16 protein-coding genes are annotated in these 23462 nt (G+C 61.2%); 8 read left to right on the top strand and 8 right to left on the bottom strand.

All coding sequences use genetic code 11. The features are described from left to right. Positions 1-4: 4 nt before the first annotated feature. Entirely contained in the window at positions 5-481 is a 477-nt protein-coding gene (gene rimI / locus K328_RS0112560; RefSeq protein ID WP_051284846.1) for a ribosomal protein S18-alanine N-acetyltransferase, read from the bottom strand. Then, positions 478-1179, bottom strand: coding sequence for a tRNA (adenosine(37)-N6)-threonylcarbamoyltransferase complex dimerization subunit type 1 TsaB (tsaB, locus tag K328_RS0112555; protein ID WP_028466271.1), 702 nt, complete (start codon positions 1177-1179; stop codon positions 478-480). The genes rimI and tsaB overlap by 4 nt, the downstream gene beginning before the upstream one ends. 170 nt (positions 1180-1349) lie before the next feature. On the opposite strand from tsaB, the gene K328_RS0112550 reads away from it, so the two are divergent. Then, complete coding sequence (locus K328_RS0112550; protein WP_028466270.1) at positions 1350-2384, top strand: polysaccharide deacetylase family protein; 1035 nt, start codon at positions 1350-1352, stop codon at positions 2382-2384. 10 nt (positions 2385-2394) lie between these two features. Here K328_RS0112550 and K328_RS23850 read toward each other — a convergent pair whose 3' ends face one another. Next, entirely contained in the window at positions 2395-3393 is a 999-nt protein-coding gene (locus K328_RS23850) for a glucosaminidase domain-containing protein (RefSeq protein ID WP_156901309.1), read from the bottom strand. Positions 3394-3492: 99 nt separating this feature from the next. After that, entirely contained in the window at positions 3493-4050 is a 558-nt protein-coding gene (locus K328_RS0112540) for a NifU family protein (RefSeq protein ID WP_028466269.1), read from the bottom strand. A 295-nt stretch (positions 4051-4345) separates the two neighbouring features. On the opposite strand from K328_RS0112540, the gene K328_RS23845 reads away from it, so the two are divergent. Continuing rightward, a complete protein-coding gene (locus tag K328_RS23845; protein ID WP_156901307.1) occupies positions 4346-5587 on the top strand; it encodes an adenylate/guanylate cyclase domain-containing protein in 1242 nt (413 codons plus the stop codon). Here the strand turns inward: K328_RS23845 and trpS are convergent. From trpS to K328_RS23840, 3 genes are all read right to left on the bottom strand, one after another. Next, positions 5577-6578, bottom strand: coding sequence for a tryptophan--tRNA ligase (trpS, locus tag K328_RS0112530; protein ID WP_028466268.1), 1002 nt, complete (start codon positions 6576-6578; stop codon positions 5577-5579). The two genes, K328_RS23845 and trpS, sit on opposite strands and share 11 nt — an antisense overlap. A gap of 80 nt (positions 6579-6658) precedes the next feature. Then, positions 6659-8224, bottom strand: coding sequence for a murein biosynthesis integral membrane protein MurJ (murJ, locus tag K328_RS0112525; protein ID WP_028466267.1), 1566 nt, complete (start codon positions 8222-8224; stop codon positions 6659-6661). 84 nt (positions 8225-8308) lie between these two features. Next, positions 8309-11137, bottom strand: coding sequence for a [protein-PII] uridylyltransferase (locus K328_RS23840; RefSeq protein ID WP_036554000.1), 2829 nt, complete (start codon positions 11135-11137; stop codon positions 8309-8311). A gap of 156 nt (positions 11138-11293) precedes the next feature. On the opposite strand from K328_RS23840, the gene K328_RS0112515 reads away from it, so the two are divergent. Further along, positions 11294-12487, top strand: coding sequence for an NAD(P)/FAD-dependent oxidoreductase (locus K328_RS0112515; RefSeq protein ID WP_028466266.1), 1194 nt, complete (start codon positions 11294-11296; stop codon positions 12485-12487). On the opposite strand, the gene mutS is transcribed toward K328_RS0112515, so the two are convergent. After that, positions 12484-15129 carry a DNA mismatch repair protein MutS gene (gene mutS, locus K328_RS0112510; RefSeq protein WP_036553997.1) on the bottom strand — a complete coding sequence of 882 codons (2646 nt, stop codon included), beginning with the start codon at positions 15127-15129 and terminating at the stop codon, positions 12484-12486. The genes K328_RS0112515 and mutS overlap by 4 nt on opposite strands. Positions 15130-15459: 330 nt before the next feature. Between mutS and K328_RS0112505 the strand changes: the two genes are divergently transcribed. The 5 genes from K328_RS0112505 to pstA all read left to right on the top strand — a co-directional run bounded on the left by K328_RS0112505 (position 15460) and on the right by pstA (position 23416). Further along, a complete protein-coding gene (locus K328_RS0112505) occupies positions 15460-17724 on the top strand; it encodes an NADP-dependent malic enzyme (RefSeq protein WP_028466264.1) in 2265 nt (754 codons plus the stop codon). A 189-nt stretch (positions 17725-17913) separates the two neighbouring features. After that, positions 17914-19428, top strand: a complete 1515-nt coding sequence (locus K328_RS23835) for an ATP-binding protein (RefSeq protein ID WP_169721208.1) — start codon at positions 17914-17916, stop codon at positions 19426-19428. A 120-nt stretch (positions 19429-19548) separates the two neighbouring features. Next, positions 19549-20589, top strand: coding sequence for a PstS family phosphate ABC transporter substrate-binding protein (locus K328_RS0112495; protein WP_245577520.1), 1041 nt, complete (start codon positions 19549-19551; stop codon positions 20587-20589). Between the two features lie 138 nt (positions 20590-20727). Continuing rightward, positions 20728-22110 carry a phosphate ABC transporter permease subunit PstC gene (gene pstC / locus K328_RS0112490; protein WP_028466262.1) on the top strand — a complete coding sequence of 461 codons (1383 nt, stop codon included), beginning with the start codon at positions 20728-20730 and terminating at the stop codon, positions 22108-22110. Positions 22111-22117: 7 nt separating this feature from the next. After that, positions 22118-23416 carry a phosphate ABC transporter permease PstA gene (pstA, locus tag K328_RS0112485; protein WP_051284878.1) on the top strand — a complete coding sequence of 433 codons (1299 nt, stop codon included), beginning with the start codon at positions 22118-22120 and terminating at the stop codon, positions 23414-23416. The last annotated feature ends 46 nt before the right edge of the window (positions 23417-23462 follow it).

Below are 23462 nucleotides of genomic sequence, written 5' to 3'. Positions count from 1 at the left end.
GCCATCAATTATCGAAGAATAGCTGCATCATTATGGCATCGGCATGGCTACCGTCCGCCGCTTTATAGTAGTTTCGGCGCCGGTCGAAAGCTGTCATTCCAAGGCTTTCATAGAGCTGGATTGCCGCCAAATTGCCGTCCTGCACCTCAAGCATCACCTTTTCGGCCCCGGTTTCGCGGGCACGCGCGAACACCTGCTGCACCAAAGAGCGCGCCAGCCCCCTTCCCCGATGATGCGGGGCAACGGCAAGGGTCAGAATTTCGGCAGAATCGCCGATGCACTGAAAAAGGACAAATCCGGCAAATGCCGGATCGCGCGTGCCGGACAGGACAACCGCGCCGTCCGCACCGGACATCGCAAGCAAGTCCCGCAAAGCGTCCTGCGACCAGGGCCTGTCAAAAATAGCCTGATGCAGTGCTGCTGCATCGTCGAGATAGGTTTCGATATCCCCGATGAGCCTGTAGCCGTCCAGCTCCGTCATCCAGCCCTCGGCGCCGTTACATCCGGCGCCCGGAGATACAGCGGCTGTATTGGTGCCGGATCATCTCCGCCCGCCGCCATTTCCAATCCGATCAGGGCAACCTCCCGGGCATCCGGAGCGGTGATCGAGCTGCTGCGCAGCATTGCCGCGCTCTCCTGATCGAGAACCGCCAGCACCTTGTCCGCCGCGTCGCCGGCAAGCAGCAACGGAGCGGCGCCTGCCTGGCAAAGCCTGGCTGCAATATCCTCCGGCGGCAACGCAACCGGAGGACCGTCCGGAGTCCCGCCGGTGGTGAATACCTGCAGAAACAGGTCCGCCCGCCGGCTTTCCAGAATAACGGCGACGCCATGGCCAGCGGCGGCTTCTGTTGCAAAAACCGCGCGGGCAACCGCGTCAAACCCCGTAACCCCGAAAACCGGAATACCAAGTGCCTGGCCAAGACCCTTGGCGAAAGCCATACCGATTCGAAGTCCCGTGAAGGAGCCCGGTCCGCGCGTTACGGCTATGGCATCCAGATCCGGAAAGCCAAGCCCGGCCGCCGCGAGTCCGGCTGCCGCCATTGGCGCCAGGCGCTCGGACTGGCCGCGCGTCATGTCTTCGTGGAAATGAGCCAGCATTGTGCCGCCACGACACACCGCAATAGAGCAGGCACCGGTGCTGGAATCGATGCCGATAATTGTACCGGAAGTAGAGAGCATCTTAATTTCCGCCGCAAATAGCGTATGTTAGGGTGACAGAGCGGCCTGAAAGTGCAACTTTTCCAATCGCATCGCCGCCTGTAAACCACGTTGGCGGACGAGAGCAAGGGAATATAGCGTTTATGCCATACCGCATGCATTTTCACCGCGCCTTCCGTAGTGGAGCTTCCATGCCAAGAAAGATCCGGACAGCCATCACGGCCGCCCTGACACTTGTCGCCTGTCTTGCAAACCCTATGGATGGGCCCGCAGCAGCCGAAGAGGTTTCCGGCGCCGTCGTGACCATGTATCACCGGTTCGGAGAGAACGATTATCCTTCGACCAGCATTCGCATCGCTCAATTCGAGGAGCATCTCGAGGAGCTGAAGAAGGAGCGGTACAAGGTCCGTCCGCTGCCGGAAATCATCGAAGCGCTGAAAACCGGCAAACCGCTCGCCGATCACACCATCGCGATCACGATCGACGACGCCTATCTCTCGGTCTACGAGCACGCATGGCCCCGGCTGAAAGCCGCCGGCCTTCCGTTCACCCTCTTTGTTGCCACCGGCGTCATCGACCGCAAGGTCCAGGGATATATGAGCTGGGACCAGATCAGGGAGCTGAAAGACGGTGGCGTAACTATCGGCAGCCAAACCAAGTCACACCCTCACATGACCACGCTGGACCGCCAGGCGCTGGATCGCGAATTGGCCGATTCAAACCAGCGTTTCGTCGAGGAACTCAAGGAAAGGCCTGCGCTTTTCGCCTATCCGTACGGTGAATACAGCCTGATGGTTCGCAAGGCAGTCGCCGATGCGGGATTCAACGCGGCTTTCGGTCAGCATTCCGGTGTTGCCTATGACGGCATGGACCCGTTGACGCTGCCTCGTTTCGCCCTGAACGAACGGTATGGCGGGATCGACCGATTCCGCCTGGTCACCAACGCCCTGCCGTTGCCTGTATCCGACGTTCTGCCGAAGGACCCGCTGCTGGGCGAAAACCCGCCGGCCTTTGGCTTTACCCTGGACAGCTCTGTCGGCAACCCGGGCAGCCTGTCATGCTTCGCGTCGAGCGAAGGCGAGACACATCTCGAATATCTGGAGCAGCGGGTCGAGGTTCGGCTGAAGCAAGCCTTCCCGCCGGGCCGTTCGCGCATCAACTGCACGATGCCCGGACCGGACAACAGATGGCGCTGGTTCGGCACACAGTTCGTCGTGCCGAGATAAGAACGGGGCTTTAGCCGGATACGGTTACGAGGGGGCGTTCCAGGATTGCTCCCTCGAAATCGCCCAGCCTGTTCTTGGCGATCACGAGACGCAGCATATCCACGTATTCCTGGCCGATTTCCGCATAGGACAGAAGTCCGCCGGCAAGCACATTGCCGTCGAGCGCTCGTCCCGTTGCCCGCAGCGAGGCGCGGCGCAACCGGAGATCTCGATAGCTCGGATGGCTGTTCAGGTTGTGGATATAGGACGCAACGGAACCCAGCAGGCTGTCATACTTGCGCACGACGTGCTTTTCACCACTGGCGCGCTCCTTCGGAGCGATGCCTGCCTTCTCTGTCCATGCCCGTTGCCCGAACAGTGCGTTGCCATTGCGGGCAAAGCGGGAGGCTCCCCAGCCGCTTTCCACAGCCGCCTGCGCCAGAGCGAGCGAAACCGGGATTTCGTCGACTTTGAGCAGAAGTTTGGCAAACAGGCCGGGGCCGATTTCAGCACCCTCTGCATCAACCCCATAGCTGTCGGCAAGCTCCAGCAGCCACTCCCGCTCAACCGGCCGCAGCTGGGCGCCGTCAAGGGCACGGTCCCGGAACCGGATCAGCTTCACGCGCTCACGCGCTACTTTTTCATTGGCGCGCAGGACCAGAGGCAGGACCGCGGAGAAGAAGAGCTGCTTCTTGCGCTTGACCTGGTCAAGACTGCCGAGATCTTCCGGGAGACTGGCAAGATAAACCGCAGGCACCAAGTCGGAGCCCCGCCGGATATCGTTCAAATCGAACCCGGTCTCCTGCAGAACCACCTCGAAGTCATCCGCTTTCGCAACGTCCAGAGGGGCGTTTGCAGGAGCAACCACGCGCTCGGCAGGCGGCTTCTCTGCAGAAAAGCTGGCAGGGGCCGGCTGGGTGCTGTCGATTAGTCCGGGGACCTGACTTGCCAGCAGAATGATACCGCCGACAAGAGCGGCCGTGTGAAATGACGGCATGTGCACGCAACGTTCAGTGAGGGGGAGTGCCACGACGCATTCTGCCGACAGTGGACGGCATTTTAGATAACTGTGTCGTTTATTCCCCGCCACCGCGTTTACGGCATAGCTGCCATTCGCGGCATGCGGTCTTTACATGGCCGCGGCGCGAACCTCGCGGACTTCCGGGATATAATGGCGCAGCATGTTCTCGATACCCATTTTCAGGGTCGCAGTCGAACTCGGGCAGCCGGCGCAGGCGCCGCGCATGAAGAGCGTCACCACACCTTCGTCGAAGCTTTCGAACACGATGTCGCCGCCATCCATGGCGACAGCCGGGCGCACGCGCGTATCCAGCAGTTCCTTGATTTGGGAGACCACCTCGCTGTCCTCACCGTCACTGGCATGGCCGGAATTGGAATCTTCCGTCACGACCGGACGGCCTGCGGTGAAATGCTCCATGATGACGCCGAGCACAGCCGGCTTCATCAGGTACCATTCCTTGTCATCCCGTTTCGTCACAGTGACGAAATCACCGCCGAAGAAAACGCCGCTCACACCGTCGACATCGAACAGGCGCTCCGCCAGCGGCGATTTGCCGGCCGACTCTTCCTCGGAGCGATACTCCGCAGTTCCGGCTCCCATGACTTCCCGTCCAGGAAGGAACTTGAGCGTTGCCGGGTTCGGCGTTTCTTCAGTCTGAATGAACATTTCGTTCTCTCCTTGAGAGGCTCGCTCCGGTCGGCGCCTTCTTTTCCGGGCGCCAGTGCCGTTACGTCCTTACAGTGCCGCATATCGCCGGGCACCAAATTGGTACCATATAGAGTGACCTTGCCGGCGCGGATTTCAAGCCCACTTTTTGCAATCGTCCGCCTGCCTTATCATCAAATTGCATTTCGGGCGCAAGGAAAGACAGTCTTTCCATACCGGGCACCCAATCAAGCAACGGAGAGCGACCCTGGCGCAGAACCTTCCCGAAGACTCCGCGCGGCCCCATATCCGCATCATGCATCACGGTGCCGACCCGGCGGACCTGCTCCCGACCGGCAGTGCGCTCACCGAAGATGACCTGGCTTTGCCGCCCGGACGCTGGCTGCTGGAGCGCTCGACCGGCATCCTCTCGATGCGCGCCCTGATGCGGGATCTCTGCCATCTCCTGGTCGCCCAGGGCATGCCGCTTCAGCGGGCCTCCTGCTTCATCCGCACGCTGCATCCGCAGGCAAACGGCCGCAGCGTTATCTGGCGCAAGACAATGCGCGATCCGGAAGAGCTGATGGTGCTGCACGGCATCGAGGAAACGGAAAGCTTCAAGACCAGCCCCCTGCCCGTGATCTTCAACGGTGCGGGCGCCATCCGCCGCCGGCTGACGGATCCCACCGTCCCGCTGGACTATCCCGTTCTGATGGACCTGAAACAGCAGGGCGCGACCGACTATGTCGCCATGCCGCTGAAATTCAGTGACGGTGAGATCAATTTCGTTACCTGGACGACGGATACCGAGCATGGCTTTACGACCGAGCAATTGAGCATCCTCGATAGCCTGCTTCCGGTGCTGGCTCTCAGGATCGAAATCCTGGAACGCCAGAAACTGACCGAGGAACTGCTGCAGGTATATCTCGGGCACGATACCGGCCGGCGGGTGTTGAACGGTGCGATCCGGCGCGGCAGCACGGAAACTATCCGTGCGGCCATCCTCTATGCCGATGTGCGCGGCTTCACCGCGGCCTCGGACGCCCTGCCCGGACCCGAGATCATCTCGTTGCTGAACGATTACTTTGAAGTAATGTCGCAATCGATCGAGGAACGCGGCGGCGAAATTCTGAAATTCATCGGCGACGGACTGCTCGCCATCTTCCCGCTCGGCCCGGACAGCGCCGAAAAAGACGCCGATTCGGCACTGAAGGCGGCAATCGAAGCGCAGACTCTGCTGCGCGGCCGCAATGCCATCCGCAAAAAACATGGCAAGCCGGTGATCGAACATGCGCTCGGCCTGCATGTCGGCGACGTCAGCTACGGCAATATAGGCAGCCCGACCCGGCTGGACTTCACCGTCATCGGACCGGCGGTCAATCTGGCCAGCCGGCTACAGGGTCTTGCCAAGGAACTGGGCCACCCGATCGTTGCATCGGATCTGATCGCCCGGATGGTGAAGCTGCCGGTGAAACCGCTTGGACGACATCCCATCCGCGGCCTGCGCAATCCAGTGGAAATCTTCGCGCCCTACGGTGTGGAAACCGTTACGGCTTGAGGAAGCCGACGATTTCCTTGGCTTCCTCGATAACCGGCTCGGCGATTTCCCGGGCCCGTTCGGCACCCTTGCGGAGAACCGCATCGACCGAGGACGGATCGTCCGTCAGGCGCTTCATCTCGGAGCCGATCGGCCCGAGAACCTCGACCGCCAGCTCAGCGAAGGATTTCTTGAAATCGCCGAAGCCCTTACCGGCGAAATCCTTCAGCACCGCATCCGTCTCGACACCCGAAAGCGCCGCATAGATCGAGATCAGGTTCCGGGCTTCCGGCCGGTCCGCCAGTTCCTCCGCCGTCTCCGGGATCGGAAGCGGGTCAGTCTTCGCCTTGCGGACCTTCTGGGCGATGTCGTCCGCCTCGTCGGTCATATTGATGCGCGAATATTCCGAGATATCGGACTTGCTCATCTTCTTGGTGCCGTCACGCAGACTCATTACCCGGGTCGCGGATCCAAAAATCATCGGCTCCGGCAGCGGGAAGAAATCGACGCCATACATGCTGTTGAAGGCTTGCGCGGTATCGCGCATCAGCTCCAGATGTTGCTTCTGGTCGTCGCCTACCGGCACATGGGTGCCTTTATAGACGAGCACGTCGGCGGCCATCAGGATCGGGTAGTCATAGATCCCGACGGTCGCGTTCTCGCGGTTCTTGCCGGCCTTCTCCTTGAACTGGGTCATCCGGTTCAGCCAACCGATGCGGGCGACGCAGTTGAAGATCCAGGTCAGCTCGGCATGGGCCGGGACCTGCGACTGGTTGAAGATGATGCAATCGTCGGGGTCAACCCCGGCCGCGATCATGCCGGCAGCAACCTCGCGGGTGGCGCGGCGCAGCTCTGCAGGATCGTGCGGCGGCATGGTGATCGCGTGCATGTCGACGACGCAGAAGATCGATGAATAGTCACGCTGCAACTGCACCCAGTTGCGGATCGCACCCAGATAATTGCCGAGATGCAGGTTACCGGTGGGCTGAACGCCCGAGAAGATGCGGTTCATCTGACGCGATCCATAGGTTTGAAGCGAAAAAGGGCCTGATTTATTGCGGGAGGCTGGCTGGCGGTCAAGGCCGGACTGGTTCAGCTCTGGCGACGATTACCGCGGAGCGCCCCGCGCATATCCGACAAACGCATGGCTCCTGTAATAAGCGCCGAGCCGAAATAGACAATCAGTGCCAGCAGGATCAAGGCTATCAGACCGGCAATTCCTGCGGTTGCGCCCGAGAAAAGACCCGGGACCGTTTGCTCCGCAAGCTGAAGCGCACCATAGAGACAGCCGCCCATTAGCAGTGCGCAGAGCAGGATCCGAGGCAGACGCCTGCGGGAGCGGGCATCCAGATGGAAAGCACCATCCCGGCCGAGCAGACGTGCCAGCATCAGGGCATTCATCCAGGAGGCAATCGCCGTCGCCAGAGCGAGCCCGACATGGGCGAGATACTGCATCAGGATCAGGTTCAGCACGAGATTGAGCACAACTGCCGCCGCCGCGACCTTAACCGGGGTTCTCGTATCCTCCCGGGCGAAAAAGCCCGGCTGCAATACCTTCACCAGCACGAAAGCCGGCAAGCCACTGGCGAAAGCGATCATCGCAGCGGCCGTAGCGGCCGTATCCGCAGCCTCGAAAGCACCACGCTCGAACAGGACCGTGATGATCGGGGTTGCCAGCACGCCAATGCCAACGGCGGCCGGAACAGTCAGCAAAGCGCCGAATTCCAGCGCCCGGTTTTGCGTTTCAAGCGCCGCCGCGCCGTCGCCCGCCCGCCATTGCCGGGACAGCATCGGCAGGAGCGCCGTGCCGATGGCAACACCAATGACCCCGAGCGGAAGCTGGTTCACCCGGTCCGCGTAATAGAGAAAGGAGATCGAGCCGAGCGGCAGGGTCGAGGCCAGTACCATATCGATCAGCAGATTGATCTGCACCACACCGGCACCCAGCATGGCCGGCAGCATCAGGCGGAACAGCTTGCGGACACCCGGTGTCGCCTTTGGCAGACGGAGCGTGAGGGTCCAGCCATCCCGTCGTGCAGCCGCGATCAGCCAGACCAACTGCGCCAGACCGGCGGCCGCCACCCCCCAGGCCAGTACATGGCCCGGCGTCTCCAGCCGGTCCGCGAAACCGACCATGGCGCCGATCAGGATCAGGTTCAGCAGGATCGGCGCCGCCGCCATGGCCGCGAACCGGTCAAGGCTATTCAGAATGCCGCCATAGAGCGCGACCAGGGAGATCAGCGGCAAATAGGGAAAGGTGATGCGCGTCAGCTCGACTGCCAGCGAAAAACGATCCGGAGTCGCAACGAACCCTGGCGCCATCACATGCATCACCCAGGGCATGGTCAGTTGCATGGCAAGGGTCAGGGCCAACAGCACGGCGCACATCATGGCCAGCACCTCGCTGGCAAAGCGTTTGGCCGCCGCCACGCCGTCTGCTTCCAGAGTCCCGGCGAAAAGCGGCACAAAGGCGACCGTGAAGGAGCCCTCCGCCGTCAGCCGCCGGAAGAAGTTCGGCAGCTTGAAAGCGACGAAGAACGCATCCGCCACAGGCCCCGCACCAAGAATGGCGGCGATAAGGACATCGCGAACGAAGCCGGTAACGCGGCTCATCATGGTAAAACTGCCAACGGTCGCAGCGGCGCGGATCAGGGACATGTCAGCTCTGTCTTCAAATCGGGAACGGGCTTCAGGTCGAGCGCGGGAGAGGAATGCGCTTCAATCTGGGCGTGATCGCGGCGCTCAAGACGAATTGCTTTCTCCCGGGGGGGAGGCGGCGTCCTCGGCAAGAGCCGTCAGCAGGGCGCTGCGGATTTCCTGGATCCTGGTTTCCGAGTCTATCTTCAGCCCGAACAGATCCTTCACATAGAACACATCGACAAAGCTTTCCCCGTAGGTCGAGATCTTGGCGGACGAAATCTGCAGCTTGATCTCCCGGAGTGCCCGCGCGATCCGGTAGAGCACGCCGGGACGGTCCGTCGCGTTCACCTCGATCACGGTGTGGGTCACGCTTGCCTTGTTGTCGATCAGAACGCGGGTCGGAATCTTCATGACCCGGGCCCGGCGTTCGATGTTGCGCCGGCGCTTTACCAGTTCGGACAGCAGGTTCAGCCGGCCTGTCAGGGCCTGTTCAATGGCAACGGAGAGTTTCGCCAGTTTGTCCGGCCGGTCGAAGGCCTTGCGGTCCTCGTCCTGGATCCAGAACACATCCAGCGCCATGCCATTGCTGAAGGTCGCAATCCGGGCATCGACAATGCTCGCGCCGGAAACGGCCATAGCCCCGGTCACCCGCGAGAACAGGCCCGGATGGTCAGAGGTATAGACGGTGATTTCAGTCACCTCGCGGGCAGTGTCGACACGGCTCTCGACCGCCAGGTCCCGCTGTTCGGCCTCGGCCGCATGCACCATGCGGGCATGGCGGACATGAGCTTCCGCATCGAAGGCCAGCCAATAATCCGGATAGCCGAGGGCCTGATACCACTCGATTTCCTTTTGCGACCAGTCTGGCAGCATTTCCGCCAGAGCGTTCTTGGCCTCTTCCGTGCGCCGTTTGCGGCCTGCCTCCTCACCGAGGCCGGAGAGAGTCCCGTCAGCCGCCCAGTAAAGCTCGCGCAGCAACGCCGCCTTCCAGCCATTCCAGACATTCGGCCCAACCGCCCGGATATCGGCGACAGTCAGCACCAGCAGCAGACGCAGCCGTTCCGGCGACTGCACGATGGCGGAGAAATCCTGTACTGTCTTCGGGTCGTTCACGTCACGCTTGAAGGCCGCATAGGTCATCAGCAGATGCCAGCGCACCAGCCAGGCGACAGTCTCGGTTTCCTCATCCGTGAGCCCCAGTCTCGGGCACAGCCGGCGGGCCACCCGCTCACCGAGCTTGGAATGGTCCCCGCCACGCCCCTTGGCAATATCGTGCAGAAAGACAGCGACGTAGAGCGCCCGGCGCGACAGCACCTTGTGTACGACCTCGCTGGCGATCGGCGCCGCGTCAGCCAACTCGCCCTTCTCGACCTTGTGCAGGATACCGAGCATGACGATGGTGTGCTCGTCGACCGTATAGACATGGTACATGTCGTATTGCATCTGGGCGACGACCCGGCCGAAATCCGGCACGAATCGGCCAAGAACCTGGGCTTCGTTCATCCGCCGGAAGATCCGCTCCGGCCCCTGCGGCGCCTCCAGCATCTCGACGAAGAGCCGGTTTGCCTCCTCGTTCTTCCGTAATTCCTTGTCGATCTTCTTCAGGTTCTGCGTCACCAGCCGAAGCGCATAGGGATGCAGTTCCAGGTCATGTTTCTGGGCCGTGTGGAAGAAGCGGATCAGATTGACCGGATCACGCGAAAACATCTCGTCATCGGTGACGTTGAGACGGTCACCGTCGACCCGGAAATCGCCGACATCGGGCTTGCGGGAAAACGCCCAGGAGAGCCTGAGGCGCGGCCGTTTCTGATTTTCAGCCTCGATATTGGCGCAGAAGATCCGTGTCAGGTCGCCCACATCCTTTGAGGTCAGATAATAGTGTTTCATGAAGCGCTCCACCGCGACCGCTCCGGCCCGGTTGGTATAGCCCATACGCTTCGCGATCTCGGTCTGAAGATCGACGGTAAGGCGTTCCTCACCCCGGCCGGTCAGATAGTGCAGGTGGCAACGGATGGTCCAGAGCATCTTCTGGGCCTTGGCGAACTTGCGAGCCTCCGCCGCCGTCAGAACACCCCGGTCCACCAGATCCTTCACCTTGTCGACCTTGTAAACGTACTTGCCGATCCAGAACAGGCGGTGCAAATCACGCAACCCGCCCTTACCCTCCTTGATATTCGGTTCGATGACGTAACGGCTGTCGCCGAGCCGTTCGTGTCGTTCTTCCGCCTCCGCCAGCTTGGCCTCGACGAACTCCATCGCGGTGCCTGTTTCGACATCCTTCCGGAAACGCTCGCGAAGATCGGCGAAGAGAGGCTCTGAGCCCCAGAGATAGCGCAGTTCGAGCAGGGAGGTGCGGATCGTCATATCCGCCTTGGCCTGCCGCACGCATTCATCGACGGAACGGGTCGAGTGACCCACTTTCAGTCGCAAATCCCAGAGCAAATAGAGAATATATTCAACGACTTGCTCGCTGTATGGCGTCTGCTTGTAGGGTAGCAGGAAAAGCAGATCGAGATCGGAAAACGGTGCCATCTCGCCACGCCCGTAACCGCCGACCGCCGCAATGCAGATCTGCTCGCCCTGGGTTGGATTGGCGTTCTTGTAGATCTTCTGCGTCGCCGTCTCGGCGACGCTGTGGACGAGTACGTCCATCAGGTAGGCATTGGCCCGGATCGCCTCGGCGCCGTCATTGCTGTCAAGAAACCGGCGCTCGATCTCGGAACGGCCTTCATCTACAGTCCGGCGCAACAGCGCGAGCAGCTCGGTGCGGAAACCTTCCGGCTTGTCGGCTGCCTCCCACAGGGCGTCGACGGCCTTTTCGAGCTCTACGGGGTCGATAATTTTTTTTCGGCTTTTGATTTTCGGAGGCGGCGTGACGATGGCAGCATCCGTAACCGGCTCGCTCACCGGCAGTGATTGATCGGAAGCCATATAATCCTCACACCTCGCATAAATTCTTAACGAACCTTAGTGCAATTTCTCCAGGCGCGCCATGTCCCGCACGGGTTTGGAGCGGGCTGGACGCGCGAACAGCTGAGCGATATGACGAGCACGGTATGTTCCCCTGATTTTCCGGAGTAGGGCGCCTTGGCAGATCACCGAAACAGCGATGTTGTTATCATCGGAGGCGGCGTGATCGGCAGCGCGATTGCGTATTTTCTTGCCGCCAACCCGGCCGGGCCCGGCACGATAACCGTGATTGAACGGGACCCGAGTTACGAAAAGGCGTCAACACCGCGGTCCGCGGGCGGCATCCGTCAGCAATTCTCCAATCCCGAAAACATCGAGATCGGCCTTTTCGGCCATCACTTCGTGACCCACCTCGCGGAATATCTGTCCGTGGACGGAGAATGCCCCGATCCCGGCTTCCGCGAGGGCGGCTATCTCTTCCTTGCCGGACCGGACGGGCTTGAGGTCCTTGGTCAGAACCACGAAGAGCAGACTCGCCATGGATGCGAGATTGACCTGCTTGATCTCGTTTCACTTGAGAAACAATTCCCCTGGCTCAATCTTGACGGCATTGCCGGTGCTGCGTTTGGAAGGCGGGGCGAGGGCTGGATTGACCCGAACACCCTGATGCAGGCCTTCAAGCGCAAGGCCCGCAGCCTCGGGGTTCTGTATCTTGAAGGCGAAGTGATTGCTCTGGAGCATAACTACCGCCGGATCGCAGCGGTGATCCTCGGAGATGGACAGCGCATTGCCGCAGGTACCGTTGTGAATGCAGCGGGCGCCAATGCAGGCAAGGTCGCGGCACTGGCCGGCGTCGCGCTGCCGGTCTCCCCCCGCAAACGCAATGTCTTCGTCTTCGATTGCCGTGAGCCGCTGGACCCGGCGGTGCCTCTGCTGATCGACCCGACTGGCGTCTATGTCCGGCCCGAGAGCGGCGGGTATATTTGCGGGGTTTCGCCCCCCGCGGATCAGGATCAGGACGGGGATACCAACGATATCGACGTGGATTATCACTGGTTCGAGGAGGTGGTCTGGCCGACCCTCGCACACAGGATACCAGCCTTCGAAACCATCAAACTGTCCGGAGCCTGGGCCGGATATTACGATTACAACAGTGTCGATCAGAACGGCATTGTCGGCGCACATCCCGCGCTTGCGAATTTCTACTTCGCCAACGGCTTTTCCGGCCATGGCCTGCAGCAGGCACCGGCCGTCGGCCGGGCAATGGCGGAATTGCTGATCTCGGGCGCATTCAAAACCATCGATTTGTCCCGCCTCTGCTTTGAGCGGTTCGAAAGCGGCGCCCTGGTTCTGGAGCGCAATATCGTCTAATTCTTCTGATTTCGTAACGAAATCAGCTCATACAGCAGATCGAGCGCCTCACGCGGCGTGAGGTCATCCGGCCGGATCTCCGAGAGTCGCGCTTCGAGCGGGCTGACCCGTTGCTGCACCTGCGGCCTTGCCGGCGCCATCGCCTGAAACAGAGGCAACTCCTCGGCAAGGCTGGAAGCGTTACTGGACGCCTTGCTTTGTTCCAGAAGCTTCAGCACTTCCTCCGCCCGCGCGACCACCGCCGGCGGCAAGCCGGCCAGTTTGGCGACATGGATGCCGTAGGACCTGTCGGCCGCACCAGCCACCACCTCATGCAGGAAGACGACATCGTCGTTCCATTCCTTGATGCGCATGGTGTGGCAGGACAGGCTGCCAAGCTTCGCTTCAAGGCCGGTCAGCTCGTGATAGTGGGTCGCGAAAAGCGCCCGCGCCCGGCTGATTTCATGCAGATGCTCGACCGTCGCCCAGGCAATGGACAAGCCGTCAAACGTCGCCGTGCCCCGGCCGATCTCGTCGAGAATGACCAGCGAGCGTTCCGTCGCCTGATTGAGGATGGTCGCGGTTTCCACCATTTCGACCATGAAGGTGGAGCGGCCACGAGCCAGGTCGTCCGCAGCCCCGACCCGGCTGAACAGACGATCGACAACGCCGATATGCGCCGCTTCCGCCGGGACGAAGGACCCGGCCTGCGCCATCAGGGCGATCAGGGCATTCTGGCGCAGGAATGTACTTTTACCGGCCATGTTCGGGCCGGTGATGAGCCAGAGGCGCTGCGCATCTCCCAGCACGCAATCGTTCGGCACAAACCCGCTGTCTCCGGGATTGAGTGCCTCGACCACCGGATGCCGACCGCCACGGATTTCAAAAGCGAGCGAGCCGTCCACCTCGGGACGGCAATACCGGCGCTCGACGGCAAGCTCCGCCAGCGCGGTCGCCACGTCGAGCCGGGCCAGCGCTGCCGCCGCCAGGGACACCGCCCCGGCCTCGGCCAGGATACCCTCGACCAGTTCCTTGAAGTGGCCCTGCTCCAGCGCCACGGCCTTGTCAGCCGCCTGAGACAGATCCCGTTCCAGCTCACCCAGTTCCACAGTGCTGAAACGCACGGCATTCGCCATGGTCTGGCGATGGATGAAGTTCTCCCGGCCAATCAGCTTCTCGCCATGCGCTGCCGTCACTTCGATGAAATACCCAAGCACATTGTTGTGCTTGATCTTCAGCGCACTGACTCCCGTTTCCGTTGCGTAACGAGCCTGCAGCCCGGCAATCAGACGTCTGCTTTCGTCCCGCAGCGTGCGCAGCCGGTCCAGCTCGGGCGCATAGCCGGACGCGATAAAGCCGCCGTCGCGGGCAAGCAGCGGCAAATCAGCCGCCAGGGCACGGGTCAGCCGGTCGACAAGCACCTCGTGATAGCCGAGCTCCTCGAAGATCGACCGCGCTTCCTCGGGCGCGCCGCCGACATCGCCGGTCAGACCGCCGGCCATGGCATCGGCCCGGGCCAGCTGATCGCGCAACGGGCCGGTTCCGGACAGCCCGTCACGGATCGCTGCCAAATCGCGCGGCCCGCCGCGTCCAAGCGCGACACGGGAGAGAGCACGCTCCACATCCGGCAAGGCCTTCAGCGTCTCACGGATCTCTCCGCGCAGCCGTTCGCCCTCCCGGAAATGCGCCACCGCATCAAGACGGCGACCGATTTCCGCGACATCGGTCACCGGCGCGGAAAGACGCTGGGCCAGCAAGCGCCCACCGGCACCTGTCACCGTGCGGTCTATGACATTCAGCAGGGCGCCACGCTTTTCGCCACTAAGAGTCCGCAAGATCTCCAGATTCCGCCGGGTAGAGGCATCAATCTCGACGAGACCACCGGCCTGCCAGCGGCGCGGCGGCAACAGTCGTGGCATGGAGCCGATCTGGGTCAATTCGAGATAGTCGACCAAGGCCCCGGCCGCCGCCAGTTCGGCCCGCTCAAATGCTCCGAACCCTTCAAGCGACGCGACTTCGAACAGCGCTTCGAGCCGCTTCCGGCCATTCTCGCTATCGAAACGGCTGGCGGGCTGCGGCACTGCCGCCGCGCGCCAGTCTTCAAGAACGCCGCCGAGACCGCTCGACGCTTCCATCAGAGTTTCGGGAACCAGCAATTCGCTGGGCCCAACCCGGGCGAGAGCCGCGCCAATGCCGTTCATGGCAACAGGCTGGGCATGGAAATCGCCCGTCGAAACATCGATCCAGGCCAGCCCAAGGCCACCCTGCGCCATGGCCAGGGCCGCCAGGTAATTGTTGCTGCGGGCATCGAGCAGCGCGTCTTCGGTAATGGTGCCAGGCGTGACCACGCGCACGACTGCGCGCCGGACCACCGACTTCGCGCCACGCTTCTTGGCTTCCGCCGGGTCTTCCGTCTGCTCGCAGATGGCAACCCGGAACCCTTTGCGGATCAGGCGCGCCAGATAGCCCTCGGCGGCATGATGGGGCACGCCGCACATCGGGATCGGCTCGCCACCATGTTGACCTCGTTTCGTCAGCGTAATGTCGAGAGCAGCGGCTGCCGCCTCGGCATCCTCGAAGAACATCTCGTAGAAATCGCCCATCCGATAGAACAGGAGAGCGTCCGGATGGGCGTCCTTGACCTCGAAATATTGCTGGAACATAGGGGTCGCAGCAGCGCGGTCATGGGACGCTGCGCCAGTGGCGGCGGTCTGCCCGCCCCCTGTCTGCGGATTTGTTGGGGAGATCGTGTTCACTGCCAAAAAGTCGCTAGGGCCAGATGATTGCGGGAAAAGGCGGCGACCATAACACGACGTTCGAGGCAACTTCCAATGCCGAACGACACCTGTTTCCCTACATTTTTGGAACCTCTTCCCATGATATGAAATTGCCCGTGGCGCGAGCCGGGCCTATCGTTCAGTAATTTGGTTCCGATTGTTCTGCGCGGACCGATGGCGGTCTGCCCAATAAACCAAGCCCTTGGGGGAAGCGTCATGGATGATGCGAAGCGCATGCTTGAGACCGAAGCACTGGAATTTCATGCCTCCGGCCGCCCCGGTAAACTTGAAATCGCCGCGACCAAAAACCTGACAACGCAGCGCGATCTGGCGCTCGCCTACTCCCCTGGAGTGGCCTATCCCTGCCTCGCCATCAACAAGGACGAGAGCAAGGCCTACGAATATACGGCGAAGGGCAATATCGTCGCCGTCATCTCGAACGGCACTGCCGTCCTCGGCCTGGGCGATATCGGGGCACAGGCGGCGAAGCCGGTGATGGAAGGCAAGGCGGTGCTGTTCAAGCGGTTCGCCGATATCGATGGTTTCGATCTTGAGGTCGACACCAAGGATGTCGACGAGTTCGTGAATTCCGTCCGCTTCCTCGGCAAGACCTTCGGCGGCATCAATCTCGAAGACATCAAGGCTCCGGACTGCTTCATCATCGAGCAGCGCCTGAAAGAGCTGATGGACATTCCCGTCTTTCACGACGACCAGCACGGCACGGCGATTATCACCGCCGCCGGCATGATCAACGCGCTGGACCTGACCGGCCGCACGCTCGAGAACTCCAAGATGGTCGTGAACGGCGCCGGTTCCGCCGCCATTGCCTGCGTCGAACTGCTCAAATCCATGGGTATGAAGGACGAGAACGTTATCCTGTGCGACAGCCGCGGCGTAATCTACCAGGGCCGCGATGCCGGTATGAACCAGTGGAAATCGAAGCACGCCGTCGACACCCCGATGCGCACGCTTGCCGAAGCGATCAAAGGCGCGGACATTTTCTGCGGTCTCTCGGCGAAGGACGCCATGACCAAGGACATGGTGAAAGACATGGCCGACCGGCCGATCATCTTCGCCATGGCCAACCCGGATCCGGAAATTACCCCGGAGGATGTGGCCACAGTCCGCTCGGACGCCATTGTCGCCACCGGCCGGTCCGACTATCCGAACCAGGTCAACAACGTGCTCGGCTTCCCATACATCTTCCGAGGCGCTCTCGACGTCAGGGCGAGCGAGATCAATGACGAGATGAAGATCGCCGCCGCAAACGCTCTGGCGGAACTCGCCCGCGAGGACGTGCCGGACGAGGTCGGCAAGGCCTATGGCCGCACGTTGCACTACGGTGAGGGCTACATCATTCCGGCGCCGTTCGATCCGCGCCTGATCGTCAAGGTCTCCTCCGCCGTGGCTCAGGCCGCCATGGATACCGGCGTTGCCCGCAATCCGATCGCAGACATGGATGCCTATCGGGCCGAACTCGGCGCCCGGCTTGACCCGACCTCCTCCAGCCTGCAGGTCATCTTCGACCGGATCCGCGCCAATCCGCAGCGCGTCGTCTTCGCTGAGGGCGAGGAGGAGCGGGTGATCCGCGCCGCCGTTACCTTCCGCAATGGCGGCTACGGCATTCCGGTGCTGGTCGGTCGGGAGGATGTGATCAAGGAGAAGATCACCGAGCTCGGCATCAAGGGCGCCGAGACGCTGGAAATCAACAACGCCAAGCTGTCTGAACACAACGAAGCGTATACGGAGATGCTCTACAAGCGCCTGCAGCGCAAAGGGCATATCCAGCGCGACTGCCAGCGCATGGTGCATCAGGACCGTAATGTGTTCGGCGCCTGCATGGTTGCCTCCGGGCATGCCGAGGCGATGGTGACCGGCCTGACCCGTAATTTCGGCGTGACCCACGAATATGTCACCCGCGTGCTCGACCCGAAGCCGGGTCAGCAGCTGATGACCTATTCCATCGTCATCAACCGGGGTCGCACTATCTTCATCAGCGATACCAATGTGAACGAGCTGCCAAGCGCCGAGGAACTCGCCGATATTGCCGTGCAGACGGCAGAACATGCGCGCGCCTTTGGTCACACTCCCCGCGTCGCGCTGCTGTCCTTCTCCAATTTCGGCTATCCGCCCCGTGAGAAGGCTGTGCGTATCCGCGATGCGGTCGCAATCCTCGACGCACGCGGTGTCGATTTCGAATATGACGGCGAAATGTCCGCGGATATCGCCCTCGATTACGAGGCGATGAAGCGGAATTATCCGTTCTGTCGTCTCACCGGCCCGGCCAATGTTCTGGTCATGCCGGCCCTGCATTCCGCCAACATCACCTACAAGATGCTGCAGTCGATGAGCGGCGCCGCCGTCATCGGGCCGATGCTGGTCGGACTGGAGAAGCCGGTGCAGATCGTACAGATGAGCGCGACCGTCACCGATCTGGTCAACGCCGCGGCCATCGCAGCCCATACCGCACTCGGGAAATAGACCTCTCGCCACATTGATCCGCCTTTCGCGCCATAACCGGCGCGAAAGGCCTCTATTTTTACCTTCTTCAGCCTATTTTACACTGGGGTCCGTATTTTCTGACCCGTATGATAGAAACTGTCATACCGCAGGCGCTAGAGATCGAGATCAATGCGCAAGAGTGCTGGCCGGCCAGCCCAGAACCGCCAATTGACCAAAAAAAAATCGATGAGCGAACACCCGAACGATACGGATTCCGGAATAAAGAATGACAGTCCCGTGGCCCTGCCGCTTTGGGATGTGTTCCGTGGCGGCCTGGTGGTCTCGATGCCGGCCGCAATCGCACTCGGCCTGATCACCGCTCTCGATGCCGTCGAGCCCTGGCATGCGGCAGGCGCCTGGACCGTTTCACTGATTATCGCAATGGGCATCGTGCGGCGGCATTACAGTCTGTTGGACGCCATCAAGCGCAATATCCAGCGCCGCGCAGGTTCAAGCGCGCCCGAACGCGCCTCGAAGGCCGGAGACGTGCTTTCGAATATTGCGGAAGGGATCGGGGAAACCGCAGAGCTCGCTGCCGCTCTGACCCGCCTGTTCCGGGCGACAGCAGACCGGCGCACACAGCTTCAGGCACTGAACGAGCGTCATGTCTCAATCATCGACAATATCCCGGACCCGCTTATCTTCCTGAATGTCAAAGGCCGCGTTCAAAGTATGAACAAGGCTGCCCGCGACCGCTTTGGCGGCCGTATCATGGGGCGTGAACTCTCCCATGTCGCACGCGACCCTGCCTTGCTCGAGGCCGGCAACGCGGTGCTTGCCCAGGGCGGCCATCGGACGGTCGAGATCTCCATCTCGGACCCGGTGCATTGGGTTTTCAATGTCCGGATCGAAGCCCTTCCCAACGAACAGGACGAGCAACGCTCTGCATTGGTGATTTTCCGGGACCTGACCGAAATCCGCCGGATCGAAAGCATGCGGGTCGATTTCGTTGCCAATGTCAGCCACGAGCTGAGGACGCCGCTGGCAACCCTGCATGGCTTCATCGAAACCTTGCGCGGGCCGGCACGGGACGATCTGGACGCGCATGAGCGGTTTCTTGAGATCATGGAGCAACAGACCAGCCGCATGACCCGGCTGGTCACGGACTTGCTGTCACTCTCCCGGATCGAGACAGCAGAGCATACGGCCCCGAATGAAGAAGTGGCACTGCGTCCGCTGGCAGAGCATCTGACCGCGGCCGCGGAACTCACCGCGGCACGGCGCGGAATTCGCATCGCGCTCGATATCAATCCCGATCTACCGGCGCTGATCGCGAACAGTGATGAAATCTCTCAGGTGCTTCAGAATCTTCTCGAGAACGCGATCAAGTATGGCCGTGATAAGAGCGTCGTCACCATCCGTGCAGATGTTGCCAGCGATCTGCCCGCATCGTTAAGTTTGCAGGCGGATCATGTCGCCACGATCTCTGTCTCGGACCAGGGTGATGGCATTCCGCGGGAACATATCCCGCGCCTCACCGAACGCTTCTACCGTGTGGACACCGCACGCTCTCGGGAGATGGGCGGCACCGGCCTCGGTCTGGCCATCGTGAAGCACATTGTCAGCCGCCACCGCGGCGCCCTGACCATCGACAGCAAGGTCGGCGAAGGCAGCACTTTCACGGTCTACATTCCGTGCAGGGCCCCTGCCGTCACAAAATCGCAAACTTTCGCCGCCGGCTGAAACAAAACCTTCACATATTCGTAGTAATTAGGACTCCTGACAGGCGTAGGTAACGGGGCGACCCGGCCTGCAATGTGCCGGGCCTGATCGATCACACTCCTTTGTCCCGGAGGCAAAATCGTGCTTAGGAACTCTATTATCAAGGCTATCCCGCTCGCTCTCGCTGGCGTTATCGCTGTTGCCGCGGCCGCTGAAGCCCGCGACCAGATCCGCATCGTCGGGTCCTCGACTGTTTTCCCGTTCTCCACGACCGTTGCTGAAACGTTCGGCAAGACCAGCGGCTTCAAGACGCCGGTTGTCGAAAGCACCGGTTCCGGTGGCGGCCTGAAGCTGTTCTGCTCAGGTGTGGGCGTCCAGCATCCCGACATCACCAACGCTTCGCGCCGGATCAAGAAGTCCGAAGTCGAGCTCTGCGCCAAGAACGGCGTCGCCGACATCGTTGAAGTGAAAATCGGCTTTGACGGCATCGTCATCGGCAACGCGAAAAGCGGCGCCACCCTCAACCTGACCAAGCAGCAGATCTTCCTGGCTCTCGCCGCTGAAGTTCCGGTTGACGGCAAGATCGTCAAGAACCCGTACAACAAGTGGTCCGACATCGATAAGTCCCTGCCGGATCAGGCCATCGAAGTTCTTGGCCCGCCCCCGACATCCGGTACCCGCGACGCCTTCGTCGAGCTGGCCATGCGCCCGGGCGCCAAGTCCTTCAAGATGCTTGCTGACATGCGCAAGGCCGACAAGAAGGGCTTCCGCAAGATTTCCGACTCCATGCGGGAAGACGGCAAGTTCATCGAAGCAGGCGAGAACGACAACCTGATAGTTCAGAAGCTCCAGGCCAACCCGGCTGCCCTGGGTATCTTCGGCTTCAGCTTCCTTGATCAGAACAGCGACAAGATCAAAGGCGCGAACGTCGCCGGCGTTTCCCCGACCTTCGAAAACATCGCTGGCGGCGACTATGGCATCTCCCGCTCCCTTTACTTCTACGTGAAGTCCGCGCATATCGGCGTGGTTCCGGGCATCCAGGAATATGTCACCGAGTTCACCAGTGAAAAAGCCATCGGCGACGAAGGATACCTGACCGACAAGGGTCTGATCCCGCTGCCGGGCGCCGACCGCGAGAAGTATCGCGCGGCCGCTGCCAACAAGACCAACCTGACCATGTAATTGGTCACGGGAGAGGCGGTCCGCCGCCTCTCCCCTGTCTTTATGGGCCCGCACAGCAGCGTGGGTCCATAAAGACAGCATTTATTCGGCCCGGCACCTCCCGCCGCGGCCACGAGCAACCTCCGCCGGCGGGGCACAATGAACAGCTTTTTCCTTATTCTGGTTGTCATCGGACTGTCCGTCGCCGGCTACGCAGTCGGCCGGGCAAGATCCGTTTTTGCCGCAGCCGGGGATGTCCGTATCCTGCACTCGCTGCCAAGCTACTACGGAATGTTCGTAGCGCTCGGTTGCGGCTTGCCTGCGATCCTCCTGCTGGCGATCTGGCTGATCATCCAGCCGCAGATCGTCGATCACATGGTGATGTCGGGCCTCGACCCGTCGATCATGCCGCAAAACGCGGACGCATATTCCCTCATGCTGACGGATATCCGGAACCTCTCCAGTGGCAATGCCACCAGCCGGGAGGCCAGCCCGGCCATCGTCGCCGCAACCGAACGGTATCTGGCGCTGCAATCCATCGGTTTCTGGTCCATGGTGGTCGGCGTCGTCTGCATAGCTATGCTTGGCCTCGCTTGGGCCCGCTCGCAGATCAGCCGGAATTTCCGGGCGCGCAACGCGGTCGAGAAGATCATTCGTGCTCTGCTCATCGTCTGCTCCATGATCGCGATCCTGACCACCGTCGGCATCGTTCTGTCGCTGATCTTCGAGAGCATCCGGTTCTTTGCCCGTGTTCCCTTCTTCGACTTTCTCTTCGGGATTCACTGGAGCCCACAGACAGCAATCCGCGCCGAGCAGGTCGGAGCCTCCGGCAGCTTTGGCGCGGTGCCGCTCTTTGCCGGCACCATGCTGATTACCCTGATCGCAATGCTGGTCGCCGGGCCGATCGGTCTGCTCTCGGCAATCTACATGGCGGAATATGCCAATCCCAAATTCCGGGGCATTGCCAAGCCGATGCTGGAAGTGCTGGCGGGTATTCCGACCGTGGTCTACGGCTTCTTCGCGGCCCTGACCGTGGCTCCGATGATCCGCGGCTGGGGTGAAGGCGTCGGGCTCGACGTTTCCTCGGAAAGCGCCCTCGCTGCCGGTCTGGTCATGGGCATCATGATCATTCCCTTCGTCTCCTCGCTCTCCGATGACGTCATCAACTCGGTTCCACAGTCACTGCGCGACGGCTCCTACGGGCTCGGCGCCACCAAGTCCGAGACCATCCGGCACGTGATCATTCCGGCCGCCCTTCCTGGCATCGTCGGTGCCTTCCTGCTTGCCGTCTCCCGCGCTATCGGCGAGACCATGATCGTGGTGATGGCTGCCGGCCTTGCCTCGAACCTGACGGCAAACCCGTTTGAAGCCGTCACCACCGTGACGGTGCAGATCGTCACCCTGCTGGTCGGCGATCAGGAATTCGACTCCGCCAAGACACTCGCGGCCTTCGCCCTTGGTCTTGTGCTGTTCTTCGTCACCCTCGGTCTGAATGTGGTCGCCCTGCGGGTGGTCCGGAAATATCGGGAAAAATATGACTGACGCGACCATGAATTCGAAACCAGGCACCGAAATCCGCCGGCCGACACTGACCGGCGAGCGGCTCAAGAAGCGCTATGCCGCGGAGCGCCGGTTCCGGCTCTACGGGCTCGGCAGCATTCTGACGGCTGGGCTGATACTGGTGTTTCTGGTGGGAAGCATTACCGGAACCGGCTACACCGCGTTCCTGCAGACCTACATCAAATTGAACATTTCGTTCGATCCGGAATTTCTGGACCCGGCCGGCACGGGCGACGTCGCCCAACTCGCGTCCGCGGACTATGGCGGAATGGTCAAGAAGAACCTGCGCGACAACTTCCCCGAAGTCACCAGCCGCAGAGACAAGCGCAAGCTGTATAACTTTGTTTCGCCGAACGCCGGTTTCGATCTGCGTACCATGGTGATTGATGATCCGTCCCTGGTCGGCCAAAGCCTCGATCTCTGGATAAAAGCATCCGATGACATCGACATGCTGACCAAGGGATATGTCGATCGCACTCTTGAGGAAAGCAACCGCCGGGTCTCCGACACCGAGCTCGTCTGGTACGACAAGCTGGACTCGAATGACCGTATTGAATCGCGCTTCAATACGGACTTCTTCGTGAAAGCGGACAGCCGCGAGCCGGAAGAAGCTGGCATCCTCGGCGCCGTGACAGGCTCCCTGCTGACCTTGGTTATCACGCTGCTTCTGTCCTTCCCGATCGGAGTGATGGCTGCGATTTATCTCGAGGAATTCGCGCCAAAGAACAAATGGACCGACCTGATCGAGGTGAACATCAACAACCTCGCCGCAGTGCCCTCCATCGTGTTCGGTCTGCTTGGCCTTGCCATGTTCCTGAACTTCTTCGGCTTCCCGCGCTCCGCCCCGCTGGTCGGCGGCATGGTGCTGGCGCTGATGACACTGCCGACCATTATCATCGCCTCCCGCTCTGCCTTGAAAGCGGTGCCGCCCTCGATCCGGGAAGCGGCACTCGGGCTCGGCGCTTCGCCGCTGCAGGTCGTAACCCATCATGTCCTGCCACTGGCCATGCCCGGCATACTGACTGGTACGATTATCGGCATGGCCCAGGCCCTCGGTGAGACCGCTCCGTTGCTGATGATCGGCATGATCGCCTTTATCGTCGACGTTCCCGGCGGCTTTACCGATCCGGCAACCGTGCTGCCGGTGCAGATTTATCTCTGGGCGGACAGCCCCGAGCGCGCCTTCGTCGAGCGGACCTCCGCCGCGATCATGGTGCTGCTTGCATTCCTGATTTTCATGAACATTCTGGCAGTCATGCTCCGCAAGAAATTCGAACGGCGCTGGTAGAGGTATCCCCATGAGCGAGAAAAAAAAGATGGCTAAGTCCGACGCC

Source organism: Nisaea denitrificans DSM 18348, assembly GCF_000426505.1.
GTDB lineage: Bacteria > Pseudomonadota > Alphaproteobacteria > Thalassobaculales > Thalassobaculaceae > Nisaea > Nisaea denitrificans.
Note: the sequence above shows the minus strand (reverse complement) of the source record. Positions and strands in the feature narration are given on the sequence as shown.